The organism is Paludibaculum fermentans (genome assembly GCF_015277775.1).
In the GTDB taxonomy this organism is placed as follows: domain Bacteria; phylum Acidobacteriota; class Terriglobia; order Bryobacterales; family Bryobacteraceae; genus Paludibaculum; species Paludibaculum fermentans.
In genome coordinates, this window is record NZ_CP063849.1 from 3,793,107 (window position 1) to 3,818,431 (window position 25,325).

At 64.1% G+C, this 25,325-nt stretch carries 21 protein-coding genes; 10 read left to right on the top strand and 11 right to left on the bottom strand.

The genetic code is table 11. The features are described 5' to 3' along the window. Positions 1 to 20 precede the first annotated feature (20 nt). Complete coding sequence (locus IRI77_RS14820; RefSeq protein ID WP_194452820.1) at positions 21 to 2,345, bottom strand: serine/threonine-protein kinase; 2,325 nt, start codon at positions 2,343 to 2,345, stop codon at positions 21 to 23. Between the two features lie 4 nt (positions 2,346 to 2,349). Further along, positions 2,350 to 2,946 (bottom strand): ECF-type sigma factor, encoded by a 597-nt coding sequence (locus tag IRI77_RS14825; RefSeq protein ID WP_228486748.1) that lies wholly within the window; start codon positions 2,944 to 2,946, stop codon positions 2,350 to 2,352. Between the two features lie 308 nt (positions 2,947 to 3,254). On the opposite strand from IRI77_RS14825, the gene IRI77_RS14830 reads away from it, so the two are divergent. Next, a complete protein-coding gene (locus IRI77_RS14830) occupies positions 3,255 to 4,682 on the top strand; it encodes an alpha/beta hydrolase family protein (RefSeq protein ID WP_194452822.1) in 1,428 nt (475 codons plus the stop codon). 78 nt (positions 4,683 to 4,760) lie between these two features. After that, complete coding sequence (locus tag IRI77_RS14835; protein ID WP_194452823.1) at positions 4,761 to 5,774, top strand: LacI family DNA-binding transcriptional regulator; 1,014 nt, start codon at positions 4,761 to 4,763, stop codon at positions 5,772 to 5,774. Positions 5,775 to 5,851: 77 nt separating this feature from the next. On the opposite strand, the gene IRI77_RS14840 is transcribed toward IRI77_RS14835, so the two are convergent. Genes IRI77_RS14840 through IRI77_RS14855 form a run of 4 tightly spaced genes read right to left on the bottom strand, consistent with a single transcriptional unit; the run spans position 5,852 to position 12,004 of the window. Next, entirely contained in the window at positions 5,852 to 6,664 is an 813-nt protein-coding gene (locus IRI77_RS14840; RefSeq protein ID WP_194452824.1) for a type I phosphomannose isomerase catalytic subunit, read from the bottom strand. Continuing rightward, the gene (locus IRI77_RS14845; protein WP_194452825.1) at positions 6,661 to 7,752 is read right to left on the bottom strand and encodes a mannose-1-phosphate guanylyltransferase; all 1,092 of its coding nucleotides are present in this window, start codon (positions 7,750 to 7,752) and stop codon (positions 6,661 to 6,663) included. Before IRI77_RS14845 ends, IRI77_RS14840 begins: the two co-directional genes overlap by 4 nt. Before the next feature lie 28 nt (positions 7,753 to 7,780). Then, positions 7,781 to 10,960, bottom strand: coding sequence for a fucose pyrophosphorylase domain-containing protein (locus tag IRI77_RS14850; RefSeq protein ID WP_194452826.1), 3,180 nt, complete (start codon positions 10,958 to 10,960; stop codon positions 7,781 to 7,783). Between the two features lie 30 nt (positions 10,961 to 10,990). Then, positions 10,991 to 12,004, bottom strand: a complete 1,014-nt coding sequence (locus IRI77_RS14855) for an NAD-dependent epimerase/dehydratase family protein (protein ID WP_194452827.1) — start codon at positions 12,002 to 12,004, stop codon at positions 10,991 to 10,993. 306 nt (positions 12,005 to 12,310) lie between these two features. Here IRI77_RS14855 and IRI77_RS14860 point away from each other — a divergent pair, with 306 nt between their 5' ends. From IRI77_RS14860 to IRI77_RS14870, 3 genes are read left to right on the top strand one after another with little or no spacing between them, the layout of a single operon-like run. Next, positions 12,311 to 13,327: a zinc-dependent alcohol dehydrogenase gene (locus IRI77_RS14860; protein ID WP_194452828.1), complete on the top strand. Its 1,017-nt coding sequence runs from the start codon at positions 12,311 to 12,313 to the stop codon at positions 13,325 to 13,327. A gap of 14 nt (positions 13,328 to 13,341) precedes the next feature. Next, positions 13,342 to 14,112 (top strand): SDR family oxidoreductase, encoded by a 771-nt coding sequence (locus IRI77_RS14865; RefSeq protein ID WP_323745360.1) that lies wholly within the window; start codon positions 13,342 to 13,344, stop codon positions 14,110 to 14,112. 6 nt (positions 14,113 to 14,118) lie between these two features. Next, positions 14,119 to 15,630 carry an alpha-L-fucosidase gene (locus IRI77_RS14870; RefSeq protein ID WP_228486749.1) on the top strand — a complete coding sequence of 504 codons (1,512 nt, stop codon included), beginning with the start codon at positions 14,119 to 14,121 and terminating at the stop codon, positions 15,628 to 15,630. 57 nt (positions 15,631 to 15,687) lie between these two features. Here the strand turns inward: IRI77_RS14870 and IRI77_RS14875 are convergent, their stop codons facing one another. Then, on the bottom strand, positions 15,688 to 16,089 hold the full coding sequence (locus IRI77_RS14875; RefSeq protein WP_194452829.1) for a nuclear transport factor 2 family protein: 402 nt from the start codon (positions 16,087 to 16,089) through the stop codon (positions 15,688 to 15,690). 320 nt (positions 16,090 to 16,409) lie between these two features. On the opposite strand from IRI77_RS14875, the gene IRI77_RS14880 reads away from it, so the two are divergent. Then, positions 16,410 to 17,156, top strand: coding sequence for a DNA alkylation repair protein (locus tag IRI77_RS14880; protein ID WP_194452830.1), 747 nt, complete (start codon positions 16,410 to 16,412; stop codon positions 17,154 to 17,156). On the opposite strand, the gene IRI77_RS14885 is transcribed toward IRI77_RS14880, so the two are convergent. After that, on the bottom strand, positions 17,153 to 18,544 hold the full coding sequence (locus tag IRI77_RS14885; RefSeq protein WP_194452831.1) for an amidase: 1,392 nt from the start codon (positions 18,542 to 18,544) through the stop codon (positions 17,153 to 17,155). The two genes, IRI77_RS14880 and IRI77_RS14885, sit on opposite strands and share 4 nt — an antisense overlap. Beyond that, positions 18,541 to 18,732: a hypothetical protein gene (locus IRI77_RS14890; RefSeq protein WP_194452832.1), complete on the bottom strand. Its 192-nt coding sequence runs from the start codon at positions 18,730 to 18,732 to the stop codon at positions 18,541 to 18,543. Before IRI77_RS14890 ends, IRI77_RS14885 begins: the two co-directional genes overlap by 4 nt. A gap of 29 nt (positions 18,733 to 18,761) precedes the next feature. Between IRI77_RS14890 and IRI77_RS14895 the strand changes: the two genes are divergently transcribed. From IRI77_RS14895 to IRI77_RS14910, 4 genes are all read left to right on the top strand, one after another. Continuing rightward, positions 18,762 to 19,922: an acyl-CoA dehydrogenase gene (locus IRI77_RS14895; RefSeq protein ID WP_194452833.1), complete on the top strand. Its 1,161-nt coding sequence runs from the start codon at positions 18,762 to 18,764 to the stop codon at positions 19,920 to 19,922. Positions 19,923 to 19,964: 42 nt separating this feature from the next. Then, positions 19,965 to 20,750 carry a hypothetical protein gene (locus tag IRI77_RS14900; protein ID WP_194452834.1) on the top strand — a complete coding sequence of 262 codons (786 nt, stop codon included), beginning with the start codon at positions 19,965 to 19,967 and terminating at the stop codon, positions 20,748 to 20,750. A gap of 196 nt (positions 20,751 to 20,946) precedes the next feature. Next, positions 20,947 to 21,921, top strand: coding sequence for a radical SAM protein (locus IRI77_RS14905; RefSeq protein ID WP_228486834.1), 975 nt, complete (start codon positions 20,947 to 20,949; stop codon positions 21,919 to 21,921). Further along, positions 21,918 to 22,313, top strand: coding sequence for a thiol-disulfide oxidoreductase DCC family protein (locus IRI77_RS14910; protein ID WP_194452835.1), 396 nt, complete (start codon positions 21,918 to 21,920; stop codon positions 22,311 to 22,313). The genes IRI77_RS14905 and IRI77_RS14910 overlap by 4 nt, the downstream gene beginning before the upstream one ends. Here IRI77_RS14910 and IRI77_RS14915 read toward each other — a convergent pair. Together IRI77_RS14915 and IRI77_RS14920 are read right to left on the bottom strand one after the other, a co-directional pair. Further along, positions 22,310 to 23,266: a phosphoesterase gene (locus tag IRI77_RS14915; RefSeq protein ID WP_194452836.1), complete on the bottom strand. Its 957-nt coding sequence runs from the start codon at positions 23,264 to 23,266 to the stop codon at positions 22,310 to 22,312. The two genes, IRI77_RS14910 and IRI77_RS14915, sit on opposite strands and share 4 nt — an antisense overlap. A gap of 110 nt (positions 23,267 to 23,376) precedes the next feature. Next, the gene (locus IRI77_RS14920; protein WP_194452837.1) at positions 23,377 to 25,314 is read right to left on the bottom strand and encodes a fused MFS/spermidine synthase; all 1,938 of its coding nucleotides are present in this window, start codon (positions 25,312 to 25,314) and stop codon (positions 23,377 to 23,379) included. Between the last annotated feature and the right edge of the window lie 11 nt (positions 25,315 to 25,325).

The following is a 25,325-nucleotide window of genomic DNA, read 5'->3' on the forward strand; positions in this document are numbered from 1 at the left end:
CACAAGTGACGAGGGTGGCGCTATTGCCTCATCGGCTGCAGTTCGTTCATGGCGGCATTCAGCAACCGCTGATTCTCGGCGTCCGACGGATCCAGCGCCTGCAGCACCTGGTATTCCCGGAGGGCCTGTTCGCCCATGGCCCGGCCCTCTGCCCGGTGCCCACCGGCCCACAGGGCTTTGCTGAGAAGCCGGTGCGTTTCCACCAGGTCGCGCTTCGCTTCGATGTTGCGCGGATCCGCCGCCGCCAACCCGCTGTGAATGCGCAGCGCGGCCCGATGGCTGTCGATGGCAGGTTCCCACTGCAGATTCAGCGACTGGGCCGCACCGTAGTTATTCCAGGCATCCCCCAGATTTCGCTGGAGGCCCGCCTCCTTTGGCGCGGATTCCGCCACCTGGCGGAAGATCTCCAGGCTGCGGCGCTGCAGGTCTAACGCCTCGACCGCCAGGGAACGGTCGCCCGAGGAGGCTGCTAATGCCTGCAGCGCATAGCCAACATAGGTCATGGAAGAGCCTAGCCGCATGCGGAGCCCCAGCGACTCCGGAGCTGCCGCGGTGAGCTTCTGCTGGAGGACCAGCGCCTGCCGGTAAATCTTCAGCGCCTCGAGATGCAGTTGGCGGTCGTTCTGAATGGAAGCCCTGACGGCCACGGCATTGCCCAACTGACGCAGGCACTGTGCGACCTCTTCGGTGAGCTTCGAATTGGCCGGATCCTGATTCAGGAGTCCCTGGGCCACCACAGAGGCGCGCCGGATCGAGGTTTCCGCATCCGCGGTGCGGCCCAACCGGATGAGCCCCGGGCCTTGCGCCTGCAGTGTGTGAACGAGATCCAGGGAGGCTGCGCGGTCGCCTGGCGCGTCACGCAGGCAACCCTCCAGAATCTGTTGTGATTTCCGGTAACTCTCGATGGCTCCCGAGGAGTCGCCGACATTCTGGCCATAGGGCTGGCCCTGGATGTTCCCCAGCTTCCAGTAGGCTTCGGCGAGCTCGCGCTGTAGAGTTTCGTCGCCTGCGCGGTCGGCCGCCAGACTATCGAGATACTCTCGGGCCCGCTTCACCAGAAGCTCCCGGGCGGCGGTGGAGCCCGGCACGTCTTTCACGGAATCGTAGAACTCAAAGAGGAGCGAGTTTGCCAGGCTCCGCACTTCGTTGAAGCGGCGTTCCGCCCGGCGCGCCTGAATCGAGGTGGTGATGATGCCGGCAACCAGCGCGGTGAGCGCCACGGCGACGGCTGCGGCCGCGAGGCGATTCCGGCTGATGAGCCGCAACGTCCGGTAGACACGCCCCCCGCTGCGGGCGGCGACAGGCTGGCCGCCCCGCCAGGCGTTCACATCGCGCAGCAATTCGGCGGCGGATTCGTAGCGGAGTTCCACATCGGGCGCCAGGGCGCGTCGGAAGATGGCCTGCCAATCGCGGCCCAGGCCTGCCGCATGGACCGGCCAATGCCGCTCTACGGCCTGGGCCAACTGCTCCGGAGTGTGTGCCTCACAGTGAAAGGGCTTGGCGCCCGTGAGGAGCTCGAACAACAGGACGCCGAGGGCAAAGACGTCAGCCGAAGTGGTGACGTTCCGGCCCCGGAGTTGTTCCGGACTGGCGTAGCCGGGCGTCATGGCTGCATGCGCAACCGTGAACTCCTGGGGTCCGACTAGCGTGGCAATGCCGAAATCCAGCAGTTTGGGCACTCCGTCGCCATCCACCAGGATGTTGGCTGGTTTCAGGTCGCGGTGCACCACCAGGCTGCGATGCGCGTATTGCACGGCCGAACAGACTTGGCCGAAGAGTTCCAGCTTGCGGCTGAGCGGCAACTGATTCCGCCGGGCGTACTCGTCTAGGGGGATGCCATTGACGTGCTCCATCACGAGATAGGGCAGCCCGTCAGCGGTGTTCCCGCCATCGATGAGACGGGCGATATTCGGGTGCTCCATCTGGGCCAGGATCTGACGCTCAGACCGGAAACGGCGCAGAGCCTCCTCACTGTCCAAACCATGCTGGATGAGCTTGATGGCCACCCGCTTCTCGTAGGCGTCGTCATCCCGGACGGCCAGGTAGACGGTGCCCATGCCGCCCTGGCCTAGAGTTTTCACCACGCGGTAGGCGCCCAGCCGCAAGCCGGCCTGGGCATCCGGGTCGTGGCGCGCGACCAGCTTGGCCTGTGCGTCGAGGGCCGAGCCCTGCCAGAGGGTGCGCGCCGCCGCGGCCTCATCCGCTCTCAACAGGGCTTCTACGCGAGCGCAGAGTTCGCTGTCGCCGTGACACTCCGCAGCCAGCGCGGCGCCGCGCTGCTCCACGGGCAAGTCCAGCAGCCGGTCGAAGATCTCAGCGGTCCTGTCGGGCTGGTGCGGAGCCACGATGCTAACCGGCCCCCATGGCCTGTTCCAGCCAGGCCCTGGCGAAGCGCCAGTCGCGCTCCACTGTGCGGAGCGAGACGTCGGTACCGCCGGCGCGGAGCACCTCCACGGCTTCCTCGTTGTTGAGGCCACCGAAGAAACGCAATTCCACCACCTGCGCCTGGCGTGGGTACTCAGCGGCCAGGCGATCGAGTGCCTCGTCCAGGACGACCAAATCAGGGTCCTGCGCCACCATGAGGTTCTGCGCTTCGTCGAGGGGCAGGACCTTGCCGAAGCCACGCTTCGCGGCGCGGAATTTCCGGGCATGGTCGACCAGGATCCGGCGCATCATCTGTGCGGCCACGGCGATGAACTGGGCGCGGTTCTTCCACTCATACTGTGGCGTGCGGCACAACTGCAAATAGACTTCGTGAACGAGGGCTGTCGCCTGGAGGGTGTGATTGGGGCGCTCGGAGGCAAGGAACCGGGCAGCGAGGCGCCGTAACTCGGTGTACACTACCGCCGTCACGTCCGCCGCATCGGGCTTGCCGTTCTCCTGCCAACGTTCCAGCCATTCGGTGAGTTTGCCTGGCTGAATGTCCGATCGATCTGCTTCCGACAACCTAAGACGTCGCGCTCCAGTTTCCAACCGAGTGTACCATCCGGACTTCCAAGTCTTGCTTGCAGCGGGTACCATAACAGATCGTGGGGCAGAGGGGCGGGTTGGCCAGGTAACTGGCGGGGCAGGCATGGGGGCGGAAGTGGGTTCATGCAGGGAACGGGGCCAAACAGGCTCCGGTCGCTGGTCGTAAGTCGCCATCCTGGAAGGGTTACAGGCGAGGTTGAGTATCTTGCCCAATCGTATAAGCCCGCGGCTCCAATCAGTCGATAGAAGAACGTGAAGTAAGACGAAAGGCAGCCACCGCGGCGATGGAGTTGAGCAAGAATCCGGTTTGGGAGGCGTTTGCCTGGCGTGTGCTGCCCCATGCACTGCACGGCGGCTCAGACTTCGGCGAGTGCCTGGCCACCCTGGAACGGATTGGGGAAGGCTCCGCCGACGACTGGCACCGAGAGTGGACCGCCACGGCCGACCGGGTGGCCGCCATCGCCCAGGTGAGCGACCAGCGCGGGCACTTCATCAGCGCCCGGGAAGCCTACTTCCGCGCCTCGAACTACTACCACGCCTCTTACTTTCCCCTGTTCGGCGCTCCGGTGGATCCCCGCCTGACGCGCGCCTTCACTGCCGAAGTGGCGGCGTTCCAGCGGGCCGCGGCCCTGAGCCAACCGGCGATCGAACCCATCGAGATCCCGTTTGAAGGGCGCACGCTGCCCGGCTACTTTGTCCGCGCCTCCAGCGACCCCGGCAGCCGGCCGACGATCGTCCAGGTGAACGGCTACGACTCCAACATCCAGGAGATGTATTTCGCGCATGGCCCGGCAGCCGTGAGCCGCGGGTACAACTGCCTGCTGTTCGACGGGCCGGGCCAGGGGCGCAACCTGATCCGGGACGGTCTGGTGCTGCGCCCCGATTGGGAAAATGTGGTCCGCGCGGTGATCGACTACGCGGTGACGCGGCCTGAAGTGGATCCCTGGCGGATCGTGCTGGCGGGTTGGGGTCTAGGGGGCTTCCTGGCTCCGAGGGCTGCAGCGTTCGAAAAGCGGATTGCCGCCCTGATCGCCGATCCGGGCCAGTGGGACCAAAGTGATACGGTGAAGGCGATCCCTGTCCCGCCGGAGCTCCTGAGGCAGAAGGACAGCGTGCCGCCGCCGCAGTTCGAGCAGTTTGAGCAGTGGCTGCGTTCACCGGCGGCCGACCCCATGTTCCGCTGGCGGACACTGCAGCGCGGCATGTGGACGCACGGGGTGAATTCCCTGTTTGAGCTGGTGAAGCAGATCGTGCGCTTCGAGATCAGTCCGGTGGCCGAACACATCAGTTGCCCCACGCTGTTGACGGCCGTGGATGGCGATACGCTCAGCCGCGGCGCGCAGAAGCTCTTCGACGCCCTGCGCTGCCCCAAACTGCTGCTCCGTTTCACTGCAACGGAGGGGAGTGGAGGCCACTGCGAGCCACTGGCCCGGAGCCTTTACGAGCAGCGGGTGTTCGACTGGCTGGACGAGACGCTAAAGAGCGGAGGCTGCCTGCCGCTGCATCTGCACCTGGGGCGCGATGCGGCCGCCGCGGCCAAACCGCCCCAAACGGGCGTCAATGGAAGCACTGAGGTTTCGCCGCCTCCGGCACACGCTCCAAGCAGCGCAACAGACACCCGCCCGACGATCCGGTTTGAGGATGAGGGCGTGTTTAAGCGAAGCGACTTGGGCCTGCCGCCACGCTGGGGCGGCGGGGACCGGTCCAGCTGAGCCGCTCGACCGGCGAGCGCTGGAAGATCTTCCATCAGTTGCCGCGCCCAGGTGTCGCGGCGATGGGATAATCCCTGTATGGCAGTTCGACTCAAGGACATCGCACGCGACCTCGGGGTGAGCGTCGTGACCGTGTCCAAGGTGCTCCGCAACCACTCCGATATCAGTGACGAGACGAGGGATCGCGTCCTGAAACGGATGAAGGAGCTGAACTACCGTCCCAATCTGGCCGCCCGAGCCCTGGTGACCGGCCGCAGCTTTTCCGTCGGGCTCGTCGTGCCGGACCTGGTGCATCCGTTCTTTGCGGAAGTTGCCAAGGGCCTGTCGAAGATCCTGCGCAAGAAAGGCTACAGCCTGCTGATCGCCAGTTCGGAAGAAGATCCGGAACTCGAGCAGCAGGAGTTGGACATGATGCTGGCGCGGCGGGTGGATGCCCTGGTGGTCGCCTCGGCCCAGTGGACGGTGGAGAGCTTCCGGCGCATTGAAGAGCAGAAGACTCCGTACGTCCTGATCGACCGGCAGTTCGCCGGGCTGGCGGCGAATTTCGTAGGGGTAGACGATGAGGCGGTCGGCGCGCTGGCGACTTCCCACCTGATTGAGCAGGGATGCAGCAGGATTGCGCACATCCGTGGTCCGGAGCTGAGCACGGGCCTGGGGCGTCTGGAAGGCTACAGGCGGGCGCTCGCGAAGCACGGCCTGGCGCCGTTGCCAGGCTATGTGGTGATGGGACGCTCCGTCGACAACCTGAGCGACACCAGCGGCCACGAAGCGATGCTGCGGCTGCTGGAGCTGCAACCGCGCCCTGACGGAGTGTTCTGCTACAACGATCCGACGGCCATGGGCGCCATGAAGGCGATACTGGACGGCGGACTGCGGGTGCCGGAAGATGTGGCCGTGATCGGCGCGGGCAATGTGAACTACGCGGGGCTGCTGCGGGTGCCGCTTTCGAGCATCGACCAGCACAGCGACAGCATTGGAGAGCGAGCCGGGAAGCTGGCGCTGAGCCTGGTGGAGTCGAAGACGGCCGTCAGGCCGCGGACTGTGCTGCTGGACCCGGGGCTGGTGGTCCGGGCTTCCAGCGCCCGGGCGTAGGCGGAAATTTCCCCAGAGGGTGGCCAGGGTCCCCTGTCCCGGGATTTTCCAGGACGAGCGGACCGGCCAATTCACAACTACGGGACGAAGGCGCGCAGCAGCCGCATACCGTCCGTGCTCTCCAACTCGAACGGATCCGTGCCGGGCGGCAGGTAGAAGCCGTCGCCGGCCTTCACCTCGTTCCGGTCGAGCTGCCCAGTGCCTTCCAGGACGATCAGCGCCTGCCAGCGGGAGGGATCGGGGGTGTACAACTTCGCAGCTCCGACAATGAGCGCGTCGACGGCAAAGTACTCGCACTCAGCCAGGCGCAATTCTCCGGGCGCCAATTCGACGGGTGGCCGGATTCCAGGGTGCGGGTCCAGGGACGACACATCCATAGCCTTGTCCAGATGCAGTTCGCGCGGGCGGCCATAGTCGTACAGACGGTAAGTGACATCGGACTGCTGTTGCACTTCGCAGACAACCACACCCGCGCCGATGGCGTGGATGGTCCCGGCCGGGACGTAGACCGTGTCACCCGGCTTCACCGGTACCCAATTGAGCAGCGACTCAATCTCGCCGCTAAGTGAGGCTGCGCGCAGGTGTTCGGGCGTGATCTGCTTCGTGAGTCCGCAGGCCAGGGCCGCGCCTGGCTCCGCGCGCAGGACATGCCACATCTCTGTCTTGCCGCGGCTGTGCTCGTGCTTCGCGGCGTACTCGTCATTTGGATGGACCTGCACCGACAGCCGCTCTGAGGTGAAGATCAGTTTCATCAGCAGGGGCAGGGGTTCGCCCTCGGTCCCGAACCAGACCTCGCCGATTTTGCGGCCGCCGGATTCGTACCAGGGGGCCAGGTCCGGCGTCCCCCAGACTTTTTCGAGGAACGTCTTCGACATGGGCACTGGTTTCATAGGTATTCCGCTCCAAAGCGCTCTCCGAGCAGCGCGTGCAGTTTCTTGATGTCCTCGGCCCGGTCCTTGCGGCAGACCATCGTGGCGTCGGGTGTATGGATCACGATGAGATCCTCGCACCCGACCATGGCCAGCAGGTGGCCGGGGTCGCTGGAAGCCAGCAGATTGCCTGAGGCGTCCAGGGTGATGCTCTTCGCCCCGATTGCGTTGGCGTGCTCGTCCTGCTCGCAGGTCTCGGCGAAGCTGGGCCAACTGCCGACATCCAGCCATTTCAGGGGCATGGGCACGGCGGCCACCTGCACGGTGGTGTCGCGGGAGGCAGGTTCCATCACGGCATAGTCGATGCTGATCTTTTTGAGGGTGGGATAGACGCGCTCCACCGTGGCGGCGCGTTCAGGTCCGTCCCAGGCTGCCGCGATCTCCATCAGCGACGCGTGGATCTGCGGCTCGTAGCGGCGGATGCAGTCGAGCAGCGTGTCGGCGCGCCAGACAAACATGCCGCTGTTCCAGAGGTAGCGCTCCGGGCCGGCGGCCAGGAAGTTCTGGGCCGTCTCCAAGTCGGGCTTTTCCTGGAAGCGCACCACGCGGCGCGCCGCGCCACTCAAGGGTTCCCCGAGTTGCAGGTAGCCGTAGCCGGTGGCCGCCGACACCGGGGCGATGCCGAAGGTGGCGAGCGTGGTCGGGTTCGCTTCGACGAGGTCGAATGCCTCGCCGACGATGCGCCGGAACTCGTCCTGCGGTTCGATGAGGTGATCGGCCGTGAAGACGGCGATGACCGCGTCTGGATCGCGCTGCGCGATGACGGCGGCGCTGTAGCCAACCGCGTTGAGCGTATCGCGGCCCGCGGGTTCGCCCAGGAACTGATCGTCGCTCCAGCCTGGCAGGCCTTCGAGGATCATGGCGCGCTGCTTTTCGGCGGCGCAGATGTAGCGGTGGTCCTGGACCACCAGCCCTTCCAGCCGGTCCGCCGCCACCTGTAGCAGGCTCCGGCCTCCGATAAATGGAATCAGTTGTTTGGGTTGCCGCGCCCGGCTCATGGGCCAGAGGCGCACGCCGGATCCCCCGGCGAGTATCATCGCGTATCGCATGAAAGGTTAAGAAGTCCCTAAGAAAATGCTAGCAGGTGGTGACTTCCAGCCCGGCGTGGTTGATTTCGAAGTCGAAGAACCGGGAACGGTCGTTCAACGGCTCTCGTTCGAGGATGTCGCGGACCTGGGCGGCGTCGGCCGGCGATTTGCAGACCATCAGCAGGAAGCCGCCGCTGCCGGCGCCGGAAATCCGCATGCCATGGACGTAGGGCCGTACTTTGTTGAGCAGGGCTTCGATGGGGCCGTTGGTGACGGTGCCGCAGAGGCGTTTCTGCAGCTCCCAGGCGGTGTTGACGTAGCCGCCGAAAGCGGGGGCATCCTTGCGGGAGAGGGCATCGGCGATCTGGCGTGCGACAAGGTGCTCCTCGGCCAGGGCCTGCATAATCGACCGGTCGCGATCGAGATACCCGCCGACGATCTGCTCCAGGATGTTCTTGGCGATGCGGGTCATGCCCGTGTAGTAGAGCAGGGTCGAGCCGCCGTTCATTTTGGGATCGAGGAGATCGCTGGGCACGTAGTGGATGTGCGCGGCCGGAATCAGCCCGGGCAAGGTACTGGTGATCTTCGCTCCGCCGACACCGCCGCCGGCCTGGTCCTGCCAGCCGCCGCCGGTGGTGAGGGCCTGCTCCAGGCGCAGGACATCGTGAAACAGCCGGCGTTGATCCAAAGCGCGGCCCATCAGGCGATTGACCACCGCCAGGATCACAGCCCCGAGAATGCTGGAGGTGCCCAGTCCACTGCCTTTCGGAATGCCGACGAGCGTGGTCATCTCAAGCCCGCCGCCGAACTCCGCGAGCATTTGGCGCAGTGTGAAGTCAGCCGGCCAGTCGCCCGCTGTGTGCGAGAATCCAGAGATCGCCAAGGCGGCTTTGGAGAGGGCAAAGCGGTCGCCTGGCTTGCGGTAATCGGTCAGTTCGTCGAGTTCGGTGATCTCCAGGCGGCGCCCGCCGTCGATGGAATTGAGGCGGATGACCGGCTCTTCGATCAGGCGGCAGTAGCAATGGATGGGCGGCTGGCCGTTCAGGTTCACGGCCACGTTCGCGACGTCGCCACCGTATTCGAGCGTATAGGGAGGCGTATCCGTCCAGCCTCCGCCCAGCTCGATGCGGGCCGGACCGCGGCCCCAGATGGTCTCGTCGGGCCGCAGGGCGTTCTTCGGACGGCCGCCGGACCGCAGGGAGCTCTGGAGGATCAATTCATGCATCTGCCGGAAGGAGGCGGTCTTCAAGCGGCCGCACCAGTCGCCGACCGCACAGCCATCGGCCAGGGAGAAGCCGGAGGCCCGCATCCACTCCGCCACTTCAGGAGTGAGCAGGCGGCTGAGGCCGGGGAGGACCGTGTCGACACACTGCTCGGCTGCAGTGGCAATGGTCTCGACCGCCGTGCCGAGGGTGTGGAGAATGCGGCCCGGAGCCAGATGCTCCAGGCGGGGCTTCCCTGCTCCGCAGCGCCGCTCATAGGCCAGCGTGAGTACTTCGTTGGCCAGGCCGGCTGGATCCTTGTCGCGGCGCAGGGTCGCCGCCAGATCAGCGGCCGAGAAGCGGCTCTTCGTGCGGAAGAGATGGCCCAGGGAGGCTCGAACCTGTGCGGCCCGCAATTCCGCCCGGCGCGCATGGAAGGCGTCCTGATCGGCTAGCAGCGCGACTTCTTCCGCGCTATAGCGATCGGCCGCCGCGAAGGCGCTCAACTGCTCGTCATTGGCCTTCTCGACATGGAAGATCCACAACCAGCGCTGGAAGTCGTGCTCGGCTTCGGCCGGGAACACGCGCGCATTCCAGAGGCTGCGTTCGCTCGCCGGAATGGCCGGGTCCCAAACGTCTTCGGGCGTCAGACCTGCTGATTCCAGCCACTTCAGCACGGGCCGCCCGCAAAACAGGCCGCCTTTGGCCGCGGGCTTCTTGAATTCGTCGTCGACGCCATAGCAGCGGATGAACCAGACACTGTCGCCACTCCGCGTGGTGCCGCGGAGAACGTCGATACACGCCCCGCGCGGCAGCGTCAAAGGAGCCGTGACATTCAGGCCCGCGGCAACGTTGCGGCCTTCCAGGACAAAGGGAGCCCGCACGTCGCAGCTCTCCACCCAGGCCTCGGCGCCGCTGAGCGATCCAGCGGAATTCACGTGTGAATTCAGCGCCAGGCACGTGACGCCGGGCGGGATGACGCGGTCTTCCGTTCCGAGCGCGATGCCGCTGCTGATGATTTCGCGGGTCGAGCCGAAGTGCAGGAAAGCGCAGCCGGGCAGAAGCTGGATGTGGAAGGGAATTTCGCGCAGTGCGGGATAGAGAGAGGTAAGCTGCTCGTCCGTCCAGGTAGATCCGCTGGAGCGCGCCGAGTGCAGGTAGTGCGCCAACGTTGTTTCCGAACCCATCGCGCAGCAGATCTCGCGGTAGAGGTCGACGCCGCGCTCGAGCATGGCGCCACGCACTTCAGGGGTCCAGGCCAATTGGCCCGCGGCGTCCAATTCGACGGGAAAGGTACGCAGCAATGCAGCCGAGGCCGCCGCGTCGAAGTTCATGACGCCCACATCGAGGATCGCCTGGTCCGACTCGTTCAGCAGTCCCATCGCCCGCTGTTCGGCGAGGGAAGGCTTCTGCAGGTAGAGCCTGATATCGCTGTCCTCGCCTGTGTAGAAGACGCCGTGCAGCGCGGCCTCTTCCGCCGCCGCATAGCATCCGAGCGCAGTGAGACCCGGCTTCGCGAACTCCACACCGGAGCCGTCGAAGAGGATCAGAGCATCGCCGGAGGTGACCAGCAACTGTCCCTCACCGGGCCGTCCCGCAGGCATGTCGAGGAAGGCCGGAGTCAGGCGGTCGAACAGAGTCTCGCCGTGTGCGCTCTCACTCTCGCCCGGTACAGGCACGAAAATCTTGCCGCAGGGGCCATAGGCGGGCAGACGGCGCGAATCACCGCCGGCATGTACGATGAGGATCCGCAGGCGCCGCAAAATGCGTTCGGCGCCCCCATTCAGCAGGGCGCCGGGTTCCAATGTGCGGGCTTCGCGATTGAGGACTTCCAGCAGGCACTGCAGGGTACTTCCGCCGCTGCCGATCCGGCGGCCATCCAGATCGGCCACCACCAGCGTCGTTTTGACGCGGGACAGATGGCCGCTCTGGCGGCGCAGCTCCAATTGCGATTCGTAGGCGCTTGCCTGCCGCTCGTTTGACGCGGTAAGGATCAGGTAATCCCAGGCTTCCGGCATCCTGGTCATCAGGAGAACTCCAAGCGGAGGAAACGTCAGTTACGCGAGATTCACGACCGAGGCCCGGACGTCACCCGCGGCGCGTGCCACGTACTGGTCGTAGATCCAGGCGTAGGTCTTTTCGAGACCGGTCCGCAGCGGGATGCTCGGCTCCCAGCCCAGGTACTTCTGAATCAGCGTGTTCTCACTGTTCCGGCCGTTCACACCTTTCGGCGCGCCGAGGTCGTAGGTCCGGTTCAACTTGATGCCGGCGATGTCCTCCACCAGGTCCACCAGTTGGTTGATGCTGACCATCTCACTGGACCCAAGGTTGATGGGTTCCAGGATGTTGGAGTTCATGATCTTCTGCACGCCCAGGACGCAGTCGTCGATGTACATGAAGCTGCGCGTCTGGTGGCCCGTACCCCAGATAGTGATCTCATGCTTACCGGTCAGCTTGGCTTCGATGACCTTGCGGCAAATCGCGGCCGGCGCCTTCTCACGGCCTCCGTCCCAGGTCCCGTTGGGCCCGTAGACGTTGTGGAAACGCGCCACGCGGGTGTAGAGACCGAAGTCTTCCGAGAAGTGACGGCACATCCGCTCGCTGAACAGCTTCTCCCAACCGTAGCCGTCTTCGGCCAGAGCGGGGTAGGCATCTTCTTCCTTCAGCCCAGGATTGTCAGGGTCGCGCTGCTTGTCGCCGTTGTAGACGCACGCGGAGGAAGAGTAGAAGAACTTGGCCACACCAGACTTCCGGGCCGCCTGCAGCATGTGCGTGTTGATCAGCACCGAAAGCATGCATAGAGCCTTGTTGTTCTCGATGAAGCCCATGCCGCCCATGTTGGCCGCCAGGTTGAAGATCTGGTAGGCGCCCTGCGCCGCGGTCTCGCAATTGTCCTTGAGGTTCAAGTCCAGCGAGAGGTTTTCGACATCGTCAGAGATCTGATACCACTGCTCGAACGGCTTGATGTCCACGGCCCGGATCTTCTTGAATCCCTGGTTCCGCAGGTCCGCCACCAGACTCCCGCCAATGAAGCCGCCGCCACCCGCCACAACAACAAGTTGGTCTTTCATGTCCTTCTCCAATGAGAGCTTACCCGTCACGGAATCGCCCGCCGCCAGCGCTGTTTCACCTGCTGCCCATGGGCCTCTTTTCGAGGAGCTCCGGGCCCACTACCCAGACTGGCTTAGTAAACGTTATAGTAACATCAGCTGCCAGCGCTGTCAAAGCGCATTTGCTTGACTTTTCGATGACAATCGGCAACCATCCTAAGTTATCGGTAACTTTACCTATCGTTCGAAGGAATTCACGCCACCAGGAAGCTGCTCAACTGATAGAATGCCGTTTACTGTAACGCTAATCCAACAGGAACCAGCACGATGAAAGCCGCCTTCTATCACGGCCACGAACAGATCACGATCGGGGACTCCACGCCGCGAGCGCCCGGGCCCGGCGAAGCCCAGATCCGCGTCTCCCATTGCGGAATCTGCGGCACCGATCTCCACATCTTCCACGGCAAGATGGACCACCGCGTCCAAATGCCGCAGATCATCGGACACGAGATGTCCGGCACGCTCACCGCCGTCGGCGAAGGCGTCACCGGATGGGCGGCGGGCGATCGCGTCACCGTCCGGCCCCTGGATAGCTGCGGCGCGTGCCCGGCGTGCCTGGCCGGCCACAACCACATCTGCATGAATCTGAAGTTCATTGGGATTGATACTCCTGGCGCCATGCAGGGCCTGTGGACCGTGCCGGCCCACACGCTCCACCGGCTGCCGGAAAACCTCGGCTTCGAACAAGGCGCCCTCATCGAACCCCTCGCCGTGGCCTGCCACGACGTCCGCCTGGGCGAGGTGAAGCCCGGCGAGTACGCAGTGGTGCAGGGCGGCGGCCCCATCGGCATGCTGATCGCGCTGGTGGCGCGCGCGGCCGGCGCCCGCGTCCTCATCTCCGAGATCAACCCCTTCCGCCTGGCACTGGCCCGGGAACTCGCCCTGGAAGCCGTCAATCCCACCGAACTCGATCTGGTCGAGCATGTGAACAGCCAGACCGGCGGCGCGGGCGCCGACGTCGTCTTTGAAGTCACAGGCGTCCCGGCAGCGGCCGAGATGATGACGAAACTGCCCCGCACGCGCGGCCGCATCGTCATGGTCGCCATCTACTCCCAGCCCGCGCCGGTCACCCTGTTCCAGTTCTTCTGGCGAGAGCTCCGGCTGATCGGGGCCCGCGTCTACGAACCGCAGGATTTCGAGCAGGCCATCGCGCTCGCCGCCTCCGGCAGCCTGCCGCTCGACCGCATCATCACCAGCGTGCTCCCCCTCGAAGGCCTGGAATCGGGCTTCCGGGAGATGGAGCGCGGCGGCGCCGTCATGAAAGTTCTGATCCAGTGTTCCTAACTGAGTAAACAGCCATGTCCATCTTCGATCTCTTCAAACTCGACGGAAAAACCGCCCTTGTCACAGGCTGCAAACGCGGCATCGGACTCGCCATGGCGCAGGCCCTGGCCGAAGCTGGAGCCGACATCATCGGCGTCAGCAAGACCCTGGAGCCCTCGGGTTCCGCCGTGGAGAAGGCGGTCACCGCCCTGGGCCGCCAGTTCTCGGCCTATACCTGCGACTTCTCCAACCGCGCCGCGGTCCAGGCGTTCGCCGACCGGGTGAACGCGGAACACCCCGTGATCGACATCCTCATCAATAACGCCGGGACCATTCTGCGCAAGCCCGCGGCCGAGCATCCGGACGAATACTGGGACGAAGTCATCAACACCAACCTGAATGCCCAGTGGACGCTGGCCCGAGAGATCGGCAAGCACATGGTGGAGCGCGGCTCCGGCAAGATCATCTTCACCGCCTCGCTGCTCACGTTCCAGGGTGGCATTACCGTACCCGGCTACGCCGCCAGCAAGGGGGCCGTCGGCCAGTTAACAAAGGCCCTGGCGAACGAATGGGCGGGCAAGGGCGTGAATGTGAATGCCATCGCGCCGGGCTATGTAGCCACCGACAACACCACCGCGCTGCGGGCCGATCCCGTGCGCAATCCGGCCATCCTGGCCCGGATCCCGGCCGGCCGCTGGGGTCAGCCGGAAGATTTCATGGGCGCCACCGTGTTTCTCGCGTCCAATGCGTCCAACTATGTCAGCGGCGAGATCCTCGTCGTCGACGGCGGCTGGATGGGAAGGTAGACCGCTATGAATCGACTCGCCATTCTCCTGCTCTCCTGCGCCCTGTTTACCGCGGCAGGGCAAGCGCAAACCTACGAACAGAAGATCGACGCCGCCATGAAGCGGGTGGACTCGGTCATCGCCAAAGGCCCCTATCAGGCCAATTGGGCATCGCTGGAGAAGTTCCAGGTGCCCGCCTGGTATGCCGATGCCAAGTTCGGCATCTTCATTCACTGGGGGGTCTACTCCGTGCCGGGCTTCGGCAACGAGTGGTATCCGCGCGAGATGTACCTGCAGGATGGCAAGAGCAAGATCTTCCAGCAGCACGTCCAGAAATACGGCCCGCAGTCGAAGTTCGGCTACAAGGACTTCATCCCGATGTTCAAGGCGGAGAAGTATGATCCGCAGGCGTGGGCCACGCTCTTCAAGAAGTCGGGCGCGCGCTTCGTCATGCCCGTGGCCGAGCACCACGACGGATTCCAGATGTATGGCAGCGACCTCTCCGATTGGAATGCGGCCAAGATGGGCCCCAAGCGCGACGTCGTCGGCGACCTGGCCAAGGAAGTCCGCAAGCAGGGCATGCACTTCACCGCCTCGTCGCACCGCGCCGAGCATTGGTGGTTCTTCGACGGCGGCATGAAGTTCGATTCCGACGTGAAAGACCCCAAGAATCTTGGCCTTTACGGCCCCGCCCAGCCCAAGCGCCTGCCCGGCGCCAAGCAGGACAACCAACCCAGCGAAGCGCATATGAAGGATTGGCTGGCGCGCACCACGGAACTGGTCGACAAATACCAGCCTGAAGTGATCTGGTTCGACTGGTGGATTGAAGAGCCCGCCTGGCAGCCCTACCTGCAGAAGTTCGCGGCGTTCTATTACAACCGAGGGGTGGAGTGGAAGAAGGGCGTCGCCATCAACTACAAGAACAAGTCCTTCCCAGACAAGGCCGCCGTCCTCGACATCGAGCGCGGCAAGCTCGACGCCACGCGCCCGTACGTCTGGCAGACCGATACATCCATCGGCCTGAAGTCGTGGGGCTACATCGACGGCGAGGAGTTCCGCACACCGGATTCGCTGGTCGACGACATCGTGGACATTGTCAGCAAGAACGGACTGCTGCTGCTGAACATCGGACCGCGTCCCGACGGCACCATCCCCGACGAGGCGAAGAATATCCTGCTCTCCATCGGCAAGTGGCTCGACACCAATGGCGAAGCGATCTACGGCACGCGCCCGTACAAGGTGTTCGGCGAGGGCCCGACGCAGGTGCTTACCGGCGGCTTCACTGACCGCAAGCAGAAGCCGTTCACCGGTGAGGACATCCGCTTCACCACCAAGGGCAGCACGCTCTACGCCATCGCGCTCGAATGGCCGGGCAAGACGATGACCGTGAAAACGATCGGCGCCGACCAGAAGATCAAGTCGGTCTCGCTGCTCGGCTCCAATGCCAAGCTGAAGTGGTCCCAGACGCCGCAGGGATTGAAGGTCGAAATGCCGGACCAGAAACCCGGCGACTTCGCCTTCGCCCTCAAAATCCAGTAGCCCTCCCAGCGTGCCGGGACGTCGTCCGAGGTGTCCCGGCCGCTCCTCCGCCCGCAGCTACGGCCGGTGCGCCTCGGCGTATGCCGCGGTATCGAAGTGTGTCGACCACGCCGAAACCTTCCCGTCCTTCACGCGGAACACCATCGCCCACCGGCTGGCGACCTGCTTTCCGGTGGCCCGGATGCGCGCCTCCTCAAACCCCAGCACCACCACATCCGCTTCGCTGGTGAAATACTGGCCGGGCTCGAAGCGCAGCATCTCCTCGGTCTCGTGCAGCTTGCGGAAAAACTCAGCGGCGCCCTCCGGCCCCTTGTACTCGCCGGCCAGCGCATAGCCCGCGCCCGGCACACACCAACTGCAATCCGGCGTGAGCCGCTCCAGGATGAATCCGATGTCGCCCCTTCCAAAGGCTGCAAAAAGCGACTGAACCAACTCGACTGATGTCGTGGCAGACGTCATGTCCAATTCCTTTCAGCACTCGATACGAGGTCTACCAGGAATTGGATCTGCCAGCCAGGAGATTAATGCGGCCTATTTGCGCAAGGGCACGGCGTTTTTGCGGATGAACTCCTCCTGAGACGCGGCCGGACCCTGTGTGACATTCAGCCGGTTGACCGCCACCTTGCGGTCGATCACTGAGCTGATATCCATGACCCGGTTCACCAATTGCCGGCCGTGGCTGACACCGGGTAGGTGCATCCTCCCCATGCCCTCAGCCGCAGCCAACGAGTGGAAAAACCATTTTCCCGGCGATTGATTTTTAGTATCTTAAGATCGCCATGTCCGCAAAGAACAGCAAGTCCGGCGAGGTGGCCACGCTGGCCGCGGAGATCCGTGCCTACTGTGCCGCCAACGCCAACCCCGCTCTCGCTACCAAATATGCCCGCTATTTCAAGGAGGGCTATGACGCCTGGGGCCTTCTCGACAAGAACCACCCCTATTGGAACGAGAAAGAGGCCGCCTGGCGGGAAGCCCACGCCGGCCTGGGGCTCAAAGGCTTCCTGCTGCTGGGCGAGGAGCTCTTCACCAACGGAAAGTACGAAGAGGGCGCGCTGGCCATTCGCTTTCTGAAGTCATTCACGGCGCAGCTCGATGCCCGCGCCATGCCCGGCATCGCGCGCTGGTTTGCGGCTGGCATCCGCAATTGGGCGCACGTCGATGTCCTCTGTGCGGAAGTGCTGTCCCCGGCACTGGCCTCCGGCCGCCTGGGCCTGCAGGACTTCGACACGTGGCGGGCCTCCACGGCGCGCTTTCAGCGCAGGGCCGTGCCCGTGGCCATGCTCTCTCTTCTGAAAACCCCGGCCCCCACAGCCGAGTTGCTGATGTTCATCCGCCCGCTCATGCTCGACCCGGAGCGGGTCGTGCAGCAGGGGCTCGGCTGGTTCCTGCGCGAGACCTGGAAGCGCGAGCCGATGCCCGTCGAAGCGCTGCTACTCGAGTTCAAGCAACAGGCCCCGCGCGTCATCTACCAGTACGCGACGGAAAAGATGACGCCTGCCCGCAAAGCCGCCTTCCGCCGCGGTTAGCCTTGCCAGGTCCGCTTATAGTGGGGAGCACGGTCTTCCAGCGCAGCCGCGATCCGCAACAGGCTCTGTTCGCCCCAGGCTCGGCCCACCAGTTGGCAGCCCACCGGCAACCCGGCGTTGGAGAACCCGGCCGGCAGCGCCACCACCGGCAGGCCTAGCGCGTTGAAGCCGCGCACCAGCTTCGTGCTGGCGAGCCGCGTGTCTTCCATGGCGCCGGCGATCTCGATCTCGGTCTGGCCAATCTTGGGGGCGAAGATCGCGGTGCTCGGCACCAGCAGGCAATCTACGCTCTTGAGGATGTTCTGATAGACCCCGAGCATGCGCTTGCGCAGCCGCTGGGCCTGCAGGTAGTCGGTGGCCGGCAGCACGCGGCCCATGTCGATCAGGGTCCGCACGTCCTCGCCGTAGGAGGCCCTTTGCTTGCGAATGTAAGGCTCGTGGACCGACGCAGCTTCCGCCAGCAGCGTCACCTGCGCCACCGTATTCAACTGGCGTCCATCCGGCACCCGTACATCCACCAGTTCCGCGCCCAGATCCTGCGCTGTATACGCCATGAAATGCACGGCGTTGTCCACCTGCGGGTCGAGCTTCTCGTAGAAGAAGTTCAGCGGCATGCCGATCTTGACACCCTTCAGCGAGATCTCGCCCACCGGCGGCAGATAGTCCGGCACCGGCCGGTCGACCGTCGTGCTGTCGCGCTTGTCATAGCCCGCCATCGCCTGCAACGCCACCGCCACGTCGCGCACAGTCCGGCCCAGCGGACCCATGTGGTCCAGCGTGAAGCCCAGGGGCAGCGCTCCAAATTTCGAAACCCGTCCGAACGTCGCTTTGATGCCCGCGATGCCGCAATAGGACGCCGGGACACGAATCGACCCGCCCGTATCGCTGCCAGTCGCCAGCAATGCCATACCTGTCGCCACTGCCACCGCCGAGCCGCCCGACGATCCGCCGGGAATGCACTCCGGATTCCAGGGGTTCCGGATCGCGCCGAAGTGAGGATTCGTCGAGGTGATGCCGTAGGCGTGTTCGTGCAGGCCGGTCTTGCCCAGCATGACGGCTCCGGCTTCGCGCCAACGCTCCACTACGGCGGCATCGAAGTTCGGGATGTAGCTGGAGAACACCTTTGAGCCGGAGGTGGTCCGCACGCCGTTCGTGCAAAGCAGATCCTTGTGCGCGATCGGAATCCCGTGCAGCGGACCGCGGTCCATTCCCTGGGCGAGTTCTTCGTCCGCCTTGCGCGCCTCGGCCAGCGCCGTATTCGCCGTTACCGTGATGAAGGCGTTCAGCGTGGGATTCAGCTTCTCGATCTGCGCCAGGCACTGTACCGTCAGTTCGACGGAGCTGATCTTGCGCGCCCGTAGCGCCGCCGCCGCTTCCAGGGCCGTCATTCCGCGTCTCCCTCAGCCACTTCCAGAACCTGGAAAACCTGCGCCGGATCTTCCGTCCAATCGATCATTCCGCGCAGGCCGAGCATCGTCTTTCCCAGCTCTTCCAGGCGCGCCACGGACTGCTCCGATAGCTCCAGTTTTTGCGCCGCCGCCAGCGCTTTCCAGTCGGGACCCAGACTGATAGACATGGTCTAATGATTGCATGTTGAACCAGGGGATGACGACTGAGCCTGCGGTTCGCCCGCTCACTGTGTTGAGCGAGGACGACCAGCTTTTCCGCGACACCATACGCCAATTCGCCCGCAAGGAACTCGCACCCAAGGTCCGCGAGATGGACGATGCCGGCCTCTTCGACAAGCGCCTGCTCGCCCAATTCTTCGAACTCGGCCTGATGGGCATTGAGATCCCCGAGGAGTACGGCGGCCAGGGCGGCACGTTTCTCCAGGCGCTCATCGCCATTGAAGAGATCGCCGCCGTCGATCCCAGCGCAGGTGTGATTGTCGATGTCCAGAACACGCTGGTGAACAACGCCGTCGTGCGCTGGTCCACGCCGGAACAGAAGCGCCGCTGGCTGCCCCGGTTGGCGACGGACACCACTGCCTCGTACGCCCTCTCAGAAGCGGGAGCTGGTTCCGACGCCTTCGCCCTCACCACGCGCGCCGTCCTGGACGGCGACGATTACGTGATCACCGGACGCAAGCTCTGGATCACCAATGCCTACGAAGCCGGTCTTTACCTTGTCTTCGCCACGGTCAATCCCGAAGTGGGCTACAAGGGCATTACGTGCTTCGTCGTGGAACGCGGCATGCCCGGCTTCACCGTCGGCCGCAAAGAGGACAAGCTCGGCATTCGCGCCTCGTCCACCTGCGAACTGATCCTCGACTCCGTGCGCGTCCCCCGCGCCAATATTCTGGGTGAGATCGGCAAGGGCTACAAGATCGCCATCGAGACACTGAACGAGGGCCGCATCGGCATCGGAGCCCAGATGACCGGCCTCGCGCAGGGCGCGCTCACCCACTCCATCGCTTATGCCAGGCAGCGCAAGCAGTTCGGCAAGGCGATCGCCGAGTTCCAGGCGATTCAACTGGACCTGGCGCGCATGGCCACCGACGTCGAAACCTCGCGCCTGCTCGTCTATAACGCCGCCCGCCTGCGCGACTCCGGCCGGCCCTTCCTCCAGGAGGCGGCCATGGCCAAGTACTGGTCGTCCCAGGTGGCCGAAACGGTGGCGTCGCGTGCCGTCGAGATCTTCGGGGGCGTCGGCTTCACCAAGGATTACCCTGTGGAAAAGCTCTACCGGGACGCGAAGATCGGCCGTATCTATGAGGGCACCAGCAACATGCAGATGCTCACCATCGCCAAACAACTTCTCTCGTAACCCGCGCTCCGCTGCCGCCATCATTAAGGAGAGGGATTTCAGATGCGCTACCTAATGCTCGGTTTGCTGCTCACCGTGCCCGGCTGGGCCATTGACCAGAACAAGGAACCCTCCGAACAGGAAGTCCAGGAGATCATCAGCCGCTTCGCCGCCAAGGAAGCGGAGTTCCAGCAGGCCCGCGAGCGCTACACCTATCACCAGAAGTACCGCTTCGACGAACTCGGCTCGGGCGGCCGCTCGGCCGGCAAGCTGGAGATGGAGGCCGACATCGTCTTCACCGCCGACGGCAAGCGGACGGAACGGGTGACCTATGCCCCGATGAACACCCTGCAGATGGTGCAGTTCACGCCCGAGGACGAGCAGGACATCCGCAACGTCCAGCCTTTCGTACTGACCACCAAGGACTTGCCAAACTACAGCATCCGCTACCTGGGCCGCGAAAACGTGGATGAGATCACCTGTTTCAGCTTCGCCGTGAAACCGCGCAAGATGATCGAAGGCCAGCGCTACTTCGCCGGCCTCATCTGGGTGGACGACCGGGACATGCAGATCGTCAAAACCTACGGCCGCGGCACCGGCGTCGGTAAGCGCCTGACGAACCAGCGCTTCCCCAAGTTCGAAACTTACCGCGAGCAGATCGATGGCAAGTACTGGTTCCCCACCTACACCGTGTCGAACGATACCCTTAATTTCGAGTCCGGACCCGTGCCCATCAAGATGGTCCTAACTTATAAGGACTACAAGCAGTTCAAGGCCGAGTCCACCATCACGTTCGGCGACGTGGTGGACGAGAAAAAGGACGAGAAGAAAGCACCGCCGAAGCAGTAACGCGGCGTCTCAACCGGCGGGTGGTGCATCTCAGCCCTCGATTTGCGCCATTCGCCCAGCCTTCTGAACGGCTCGCTGTGGAATCCTACGACATTTTCGACGCATCGTGGATAATAGGCAGTAGAAAATGTCGGACCACGGCTTCCGGGCCCGCCGAGACTGGGCAGCTCTTAAACGCAGATTGCGCGAATTGAAGATGATCGCATGGGGCGCCGTCCATAAGGACCACCCCATCATGGCGCACATCATCCCGATTCGGCGCTGTAACCTCTCGTGCACCTACTGCAACGAATACGACGACTTCTCCAAGCCCGTTGACACCGAGGTGATGCTGCAACGCGTCGACGACCTCGGCCGCCTGGGCACCAGCATCATTACGATCAGCGGTGGAGAACCGTTGCTCCATCCCGAGCTCGACCAGATCATCCGCCGCATCCGCAATACCGGTGCGGTCACCGGGCTCATCACCAACGGCTACCTGCTCACGGCCGAGCGCATCCAGCGCCTCAACAACGCCGGGCTCGACCATATGCAGATCTCCATCGACAACGTCATGCCGGACGATGTGTCGAAGAAGAGCCTGAAGGTCCTCGATAAGAAGCTCCAGCTTCTGGCCCAGCACGCCATCTTCCACGTGAACATCAACTCCGTGGTCGGAGGCGGCATCAAGAACCCCGACGAAGCCCTGGTCATTGCCAAGCGCGCCATCCAGCTCGGCTTCTCGTCCACCATCGGCATCATCCACGATGGCGGCGGCCAGTTGAAGCCGCTGTCGCCCAAGGAACGCGAGATCTACCTCGCCGTGAAGGCCCTGGAAAAGCGCAACTTCTCGCAGTTGAGCTTCTTCCAGGAAAAGATCGCCAACGGGCAACCCAATGATTGGCGCTGCCGGGCCGGCGCCCGCTACATCTACGTCTGCGAAGACGGGCTCGTCCACTACTGCAGCCAGCAGCGCGGTTATCCCGCCAAGCCGCTCAGGGACTACACAGTCACCGACATCCGCCGCGAGTACAACACGGAAAAGGCCTGCTCGCCGCACTGTACGGTCAGTTGCGTCCACTACGTGTCTTACTTCGACTCCTGGCGTTCGCCCCAGACCCTGCCGGATACACGGCCTTTCGAGCAGCAGCCTGAGCAGCCTCTCGTACGCATCCAGTCAGCCAGCCGATGAACGTCCCCGAGACGTTTCCGGACTGCCGCGTCAGCACGGTCCGGAACGTTCTCCTGTGGGATGGCGAGTGCGGGTTTTGCGCGAGTTCAGTCGAGTGGCTCCATCGGCATAGCCAGCGTCCAGTAGCGGCACAACCAGTGCAATCGCTGCTTTCCGAACTACCCGAAACCGTCCGCGCGACCGCTCGCCAGCAGGTACTGTGGATCGGCGCCGGCGGAGAGATCCTGGGCGGCAGCCGGGCCGTTACCGCCGTGCTGCGCGCCTCCGGTCATCCGGCGGAAGCCGCCATTCTGCAGGCCTTTCAGCCGCTCACGCGGTGGGCCTATCGCCTCATCGCCCGCCACCGCGCCCGGCTTGGCGCGGCTGCCTGCAATCTGCCACCAGGCGCTTAACTGCGCAGTTCCAGCACGATCTCCCGGGCCACCCGCCGCGCCTCTTCCACCTGCGACGGTTCAAAGCTGATGGCGCCGACCCGCGGGTGCCCGCCGCCGCCGTAGCGCTCGCAAATCGTCGCCAGGTTGTGCGTCGGCTCCGCCGGAGCCCAGGGATTCGAACCCACGCTCACTTTTGTGCGGAAACTCGCCAGACTCACCGAAACAGTGTAGGTCGCCTGCGGAAACAGCGAATAGGGGACGAACTTGTTGTAGCCTTCCATGTCGTAGTCGGCCACGTCGAAGTAGATCACGCCGTCCGTGCAGTGGCCCAGCCGCCCAATCACGTCGATCGAGCGCACATGCCGTTCGTGCAGTGGCTGGAAAGTGGCGCAGATCTCCGGATCGGCCATAATCTCGGCCAGCTTCTTCGTCTGCATCATGCGGATGATGCGCTGCACCAGTTCAGACCCTTTCGAGGCCTCGATCACCAGCGTCAGCTTCATCGCCGGCTCGGCCATGGCCACGGCTTCGCCCGCGCTCTTATAGCAAGCCCCGTCGATGATGCCGGCCCAATGCACCAGTTCAGCGAGGTCCACCGCCTCATACCCGTAGGTCGTTCGCGCCACGTGAGCAATAAACTCAGTGCACGACCGGTAGGTCGGGTCGAAGTAAAACCGCCGCTGGTCTTTCTTCCCCTCGTAGTCCAACTGGTCGCTGTGCGAGAGAAACGCGCTCTGGTGGTGGTCGAACCACCAGCTCAGCCGGTCGTTATTGGAATACTTGAAGTCCACGATGGCGTTTTCGTCGCCATCGAACAAGGAATCCTCAAAGAGTTGAGAAGCCTTGTGCGCCATGCCCGTGTACGCAAACTCCGCTCCCGGATAAAAGCGCTCTCCCGTGAAACGACTGAAGAAAGCCGCCGAAGCCGCGCCGTCAAAACAATGATCGTGATATAGAACTCGAAGCTTCATGAATCCGCCTGTCGGACCCTCCCCAATCATGAATGTCCGATGAGAGGAAAGAGAAACCTTTCAGATTGCCTGAAAAGGTGGGGCCAATGCAAGTCGGGACCCCGGGCCGTCTACTTCAACACGGCCAGAACCGAGCTCCAATCGTCGGTCCAGACCGGAAAACCGTGCCCGGATTCGCCCGCTCGCGCCGGACCGTGCACCACCATCCAAACCGCGCCAAAGACGCCCGCCTCGGGCTGCGCCGAATTCGCCACCCGGCTGCAGTTGAGCCCCGCATCCGCCGCCAGCGCGCGCACCTCCGGCTCCAGGTCCAGGAACTGATTCGAGACGTGCAGCGCCAGCACGCCGTCTGGTTTCAAGTGCCGGCGGTACACCGTAAATGCCTCACGAGTCAATAGATGCGCCGGAATCGAGTCGCCCGAAAAAGCATCCACCAGCAGCAGGTCGAACCCCTGTGGGCTCTCCTCGGCCAGCGTCAACCGGGCATCGCCCTCCACCACTTCCACCGCGGCCTCGGTCCGGCGCAGGTAAGTGAAATCGCGCTTCGCGATCTCGATGACCAGCGGATTGATCTCGTAGAACCGGAACCGGTCCCCTGGACGGCCATACGCCGCCAAGGTGCCCGCGCCCAGCCCGATGACGCCCACATGCCGGGGTCCGCCGCTGCGCGACAACTCAAGCCCGGCTCCACTCATCCGGCCATAGTACGTCGTCGGCTCCATCTCACGGTCCACGCCCTGAAACTGCGTGCCGTGCGTCACCAGCCCGTTGAGCATCTTCCGCATGGGAGGACGTCCGGCCCGGGCGGGCTCGTCCAGGATCCGCAAACTGCCGTAGAAATTACGCCCCGCCTCCACCAGCCCGGAGTAGTACCCCGTGACCAGCGCCAGCGCCGGAGTCGCCGCCAGGACCGCCGCGATCGCAGCACCCTGCCGGACAAACCGCGAAAGCCGCCGCATCCGCCAGAAACACAGGGCGCCCGCCGCCGCCATCAGCAGCGGCAGTTCGAAGTACCCACGCAGCAGCATGGGCGAAGCGAAGCCGATCGCCAGCGAGCCCAATGCCCCGCCTGCCGCGACATGTGTCCAGTAGCTGGTGATCCGCTCCCGCTCCGGCTTCACTGCCGCCAGCTCGCCGTGGCAGAACAGGCACAGGACGAACAATCCGCCGGCGTAGAGCGCCACTTTAAGGGCCAGCGCGGCTTGCAGGTCCAGGTACAACATCGCGCCCGCCATCATCAGCAGGCCCGTCAGCCCCATCACACTGCCAAACGAAGGCTTGTACCACTCCCGCTCGAAGACGGCCACGAAACTCATCAGGTACACCAGCAGCGGCACAACCCACAACAACGGCGCCGGAGCCACAATCTGGCACAGGTGCGTCGAGGTCGCCATCAGGAAGGCAGAAGCCAGAGCTGGCCAGGCCAGCCAGCGCGCGCGCATGCGCCACGAAGTTCCGCTGATCAGGCCAACAGGCGGATTGGATGCACCGGAGCGGTAGACCACCGCCGCCGCCAGCATCAGCAGCACGGCCTCAGCGGCAAACGCCCAGCCCCACCACCGTTCCAGTTCCCTAACTCCGAATCGCGCCTCCCAAAACAGAGGAAAGCTCAGCAGCGCCACGGCACAGGCCGCATTCGACCAGGCGGATAGCCTGTACGACCGGCCGTCGGGATTGAGCGTGGCGTGCCAGTGCTGCAAAAGTGGACTGGTTGCCGACAGCAGCAGGTATCGCAGCCCCACCGTGGTGGTCAACGCGTAAATCAGGTGCAGGGATCCACTGCCCGTGGACAACTCGGCCCGCGGCGCCGCCAGGCACCCCAGAACCACGGCTCCGTGGAAAATGGCTTGATGTTTCGGCCGCAGCCAGCGCGTGATCGCGTGCGCGTACAGATAGCCCGCCAGCAGAGCGAACTGGAAGAACAACAGGCAGGCGCTCCAGACCGCGGCCGACCCTCCAAACAACGGAAGCATCTGCTTGCCGGCCAACGGCTGGATGAGAAACAAAAGGAACGCGCTGAGAATGACCGCCGGAGCAAACAGAGACATCTAGTCCTATC

What these genes read in the sequence shown, in the direction of transcription:
- IRI77_RS14830 (WP_194452822.1), top strand. Translation starts at nt 3,255, where the DNA reads ATGGAGTTGAGCAAGAATCCGGTTTGGGAGGCGTTTGCCTGGCGTGTG.
- IRI77_RS14835 (WP_194452823.1), top strand. Translation starts at nt 4,761, where the DNA reads ATGGCAGTTCGACTCAAGGACATCGCACGCGACCTCGGGGTGAGCGTC.
- IRI77_RS14840 (WP_194452824.1), bottom strand. Translation starts at nt 6,664, where the DNA reads ATGAAACCAGTGCCCATGTCGAAGACGTTCCTCGAAAAAGTCTGGGGG.
- IRI77_RS14845 (WP_194452825.1), bottom strand. Translation starts at nt 7,752, where the DNA reads ATGCGATACGCGATGATACTCGCCGGGGGATCCGGCGTGCGCCTCTGG.
- IRI77_RS14850 (WP_194452826.1), bottom strand. Translation starts at nt 10,960, where the DNA reads ATGACCAGGATGCCGGAAGCCTGGGATTACCTGATCCTTACCGCGTCA.
- IRI77_RS14855 (WP_194452827.1), bottom strand. Translation starts at nt 12,004, where the DNA reads ATGAAAGACCAACTTGTTGTTGTGGCGGGTGGCGGCGGCTTCATTGGC.
- IRI77_RS14860 (WP_194452828.1), top strand. Translation starts at nt 12,311, where the DNA reads ATGAAAGCCGCCTTCTATCACGGCCACGAACAGATCACGATCGGGGAC.
- IRI77_RS14865 (WP_323745360.1), top strand. Translation starts at nt 13,342, where the DNA reads ATGTCCATCTTCGATCTCTTCAAACTCGACGGAAAAACCGCCCTTGTC.
- IRI77_RS14870 (WP_228486749.1), top strand. Translation starts at nt 14,119, where the DNA reads ATGAATCGACTCGCCATTCTCCTGCTCTCCTGCGCCCTGTTTACCGCG.
- IRI77_RS14875 (WP_194452829.1), bottom strand. Translation starts at nt 16,089, where the DNA reads ATGACGTCTGCCACGACATCAGTCGAGTTGGTTCAGTCGCTTTTTGCA.
- IRI77_RS14880 (WP_194452830.1), top strand. Translation starts at nt 16,410, where the DNA reads ATGTCCGCAAAGAACAGCAAGTCCGGCGAGGTGGCCACGCTGGCCGCG.
- IRI77_RS14885 (WP_194452831.1), bottom strand. Translation starts at nt 18,544, where the DNA reads ATGACGGCCCTGGAAGCGGCGGCGGCGCTACGGGCGCGCAAGATCAGC.
- IRI77_RS14890 (WP_194452832.1), bottom strand. Translation starts at nt 18,732, where the DNA reads ATGTCTATCAGTCTGGGTCCCGACTGGAAAGCGCTGGCGGCGGCGCAA.
- IRI77_RS14895 (WP_194452833.1), top strand. Translation starts at nt 18,762, where the DNA reads ATGACGACTGAGCCTGCGGTTCGCCCGCTCACTGTGTTGAGCGAGGAC.
- IRI77_RS14900 (WP_194452834.1), top strand. Translation starts at nt 19,965, where the DNA reads ATGCGCTACCTAATGCTCGGTTTGCTGCTCACCGTGCCCGGCTGGGCC.
- IRI77_RS14905 (WP_228486834.1), top strand. Translation starts at nt 20,947, where the DNA reads ATGATCGCATGGGGCGCCGTCCATAAGGACCACCCCATCATGGCGCAC.
- IRI77_RS14910 (WP_194452835.1), top strand. Translation starts at nt 21,918, where the DNA reads ATGAACGTCCCCGAGACGTTTCCGGACTGCCGCGTCAGCACGGTCCGG.
- IRI77_RS14915 (WP_194452836.1), bottom strand. Translation starts at nt 23,266, where the DNA reads ATGAAGCTTCGAGTTCTATATCACGATCATTGTTTTGACGGCGCGGCT.
- IRI77_RS14920 (WP_194452837.1), bottom strand. Translation starts at nt 25,314, where the DNA reads ATGTCTCTGTTTGCTCCGGCGGTCATTCTCAGCGCGTTCCTTTTGTTT.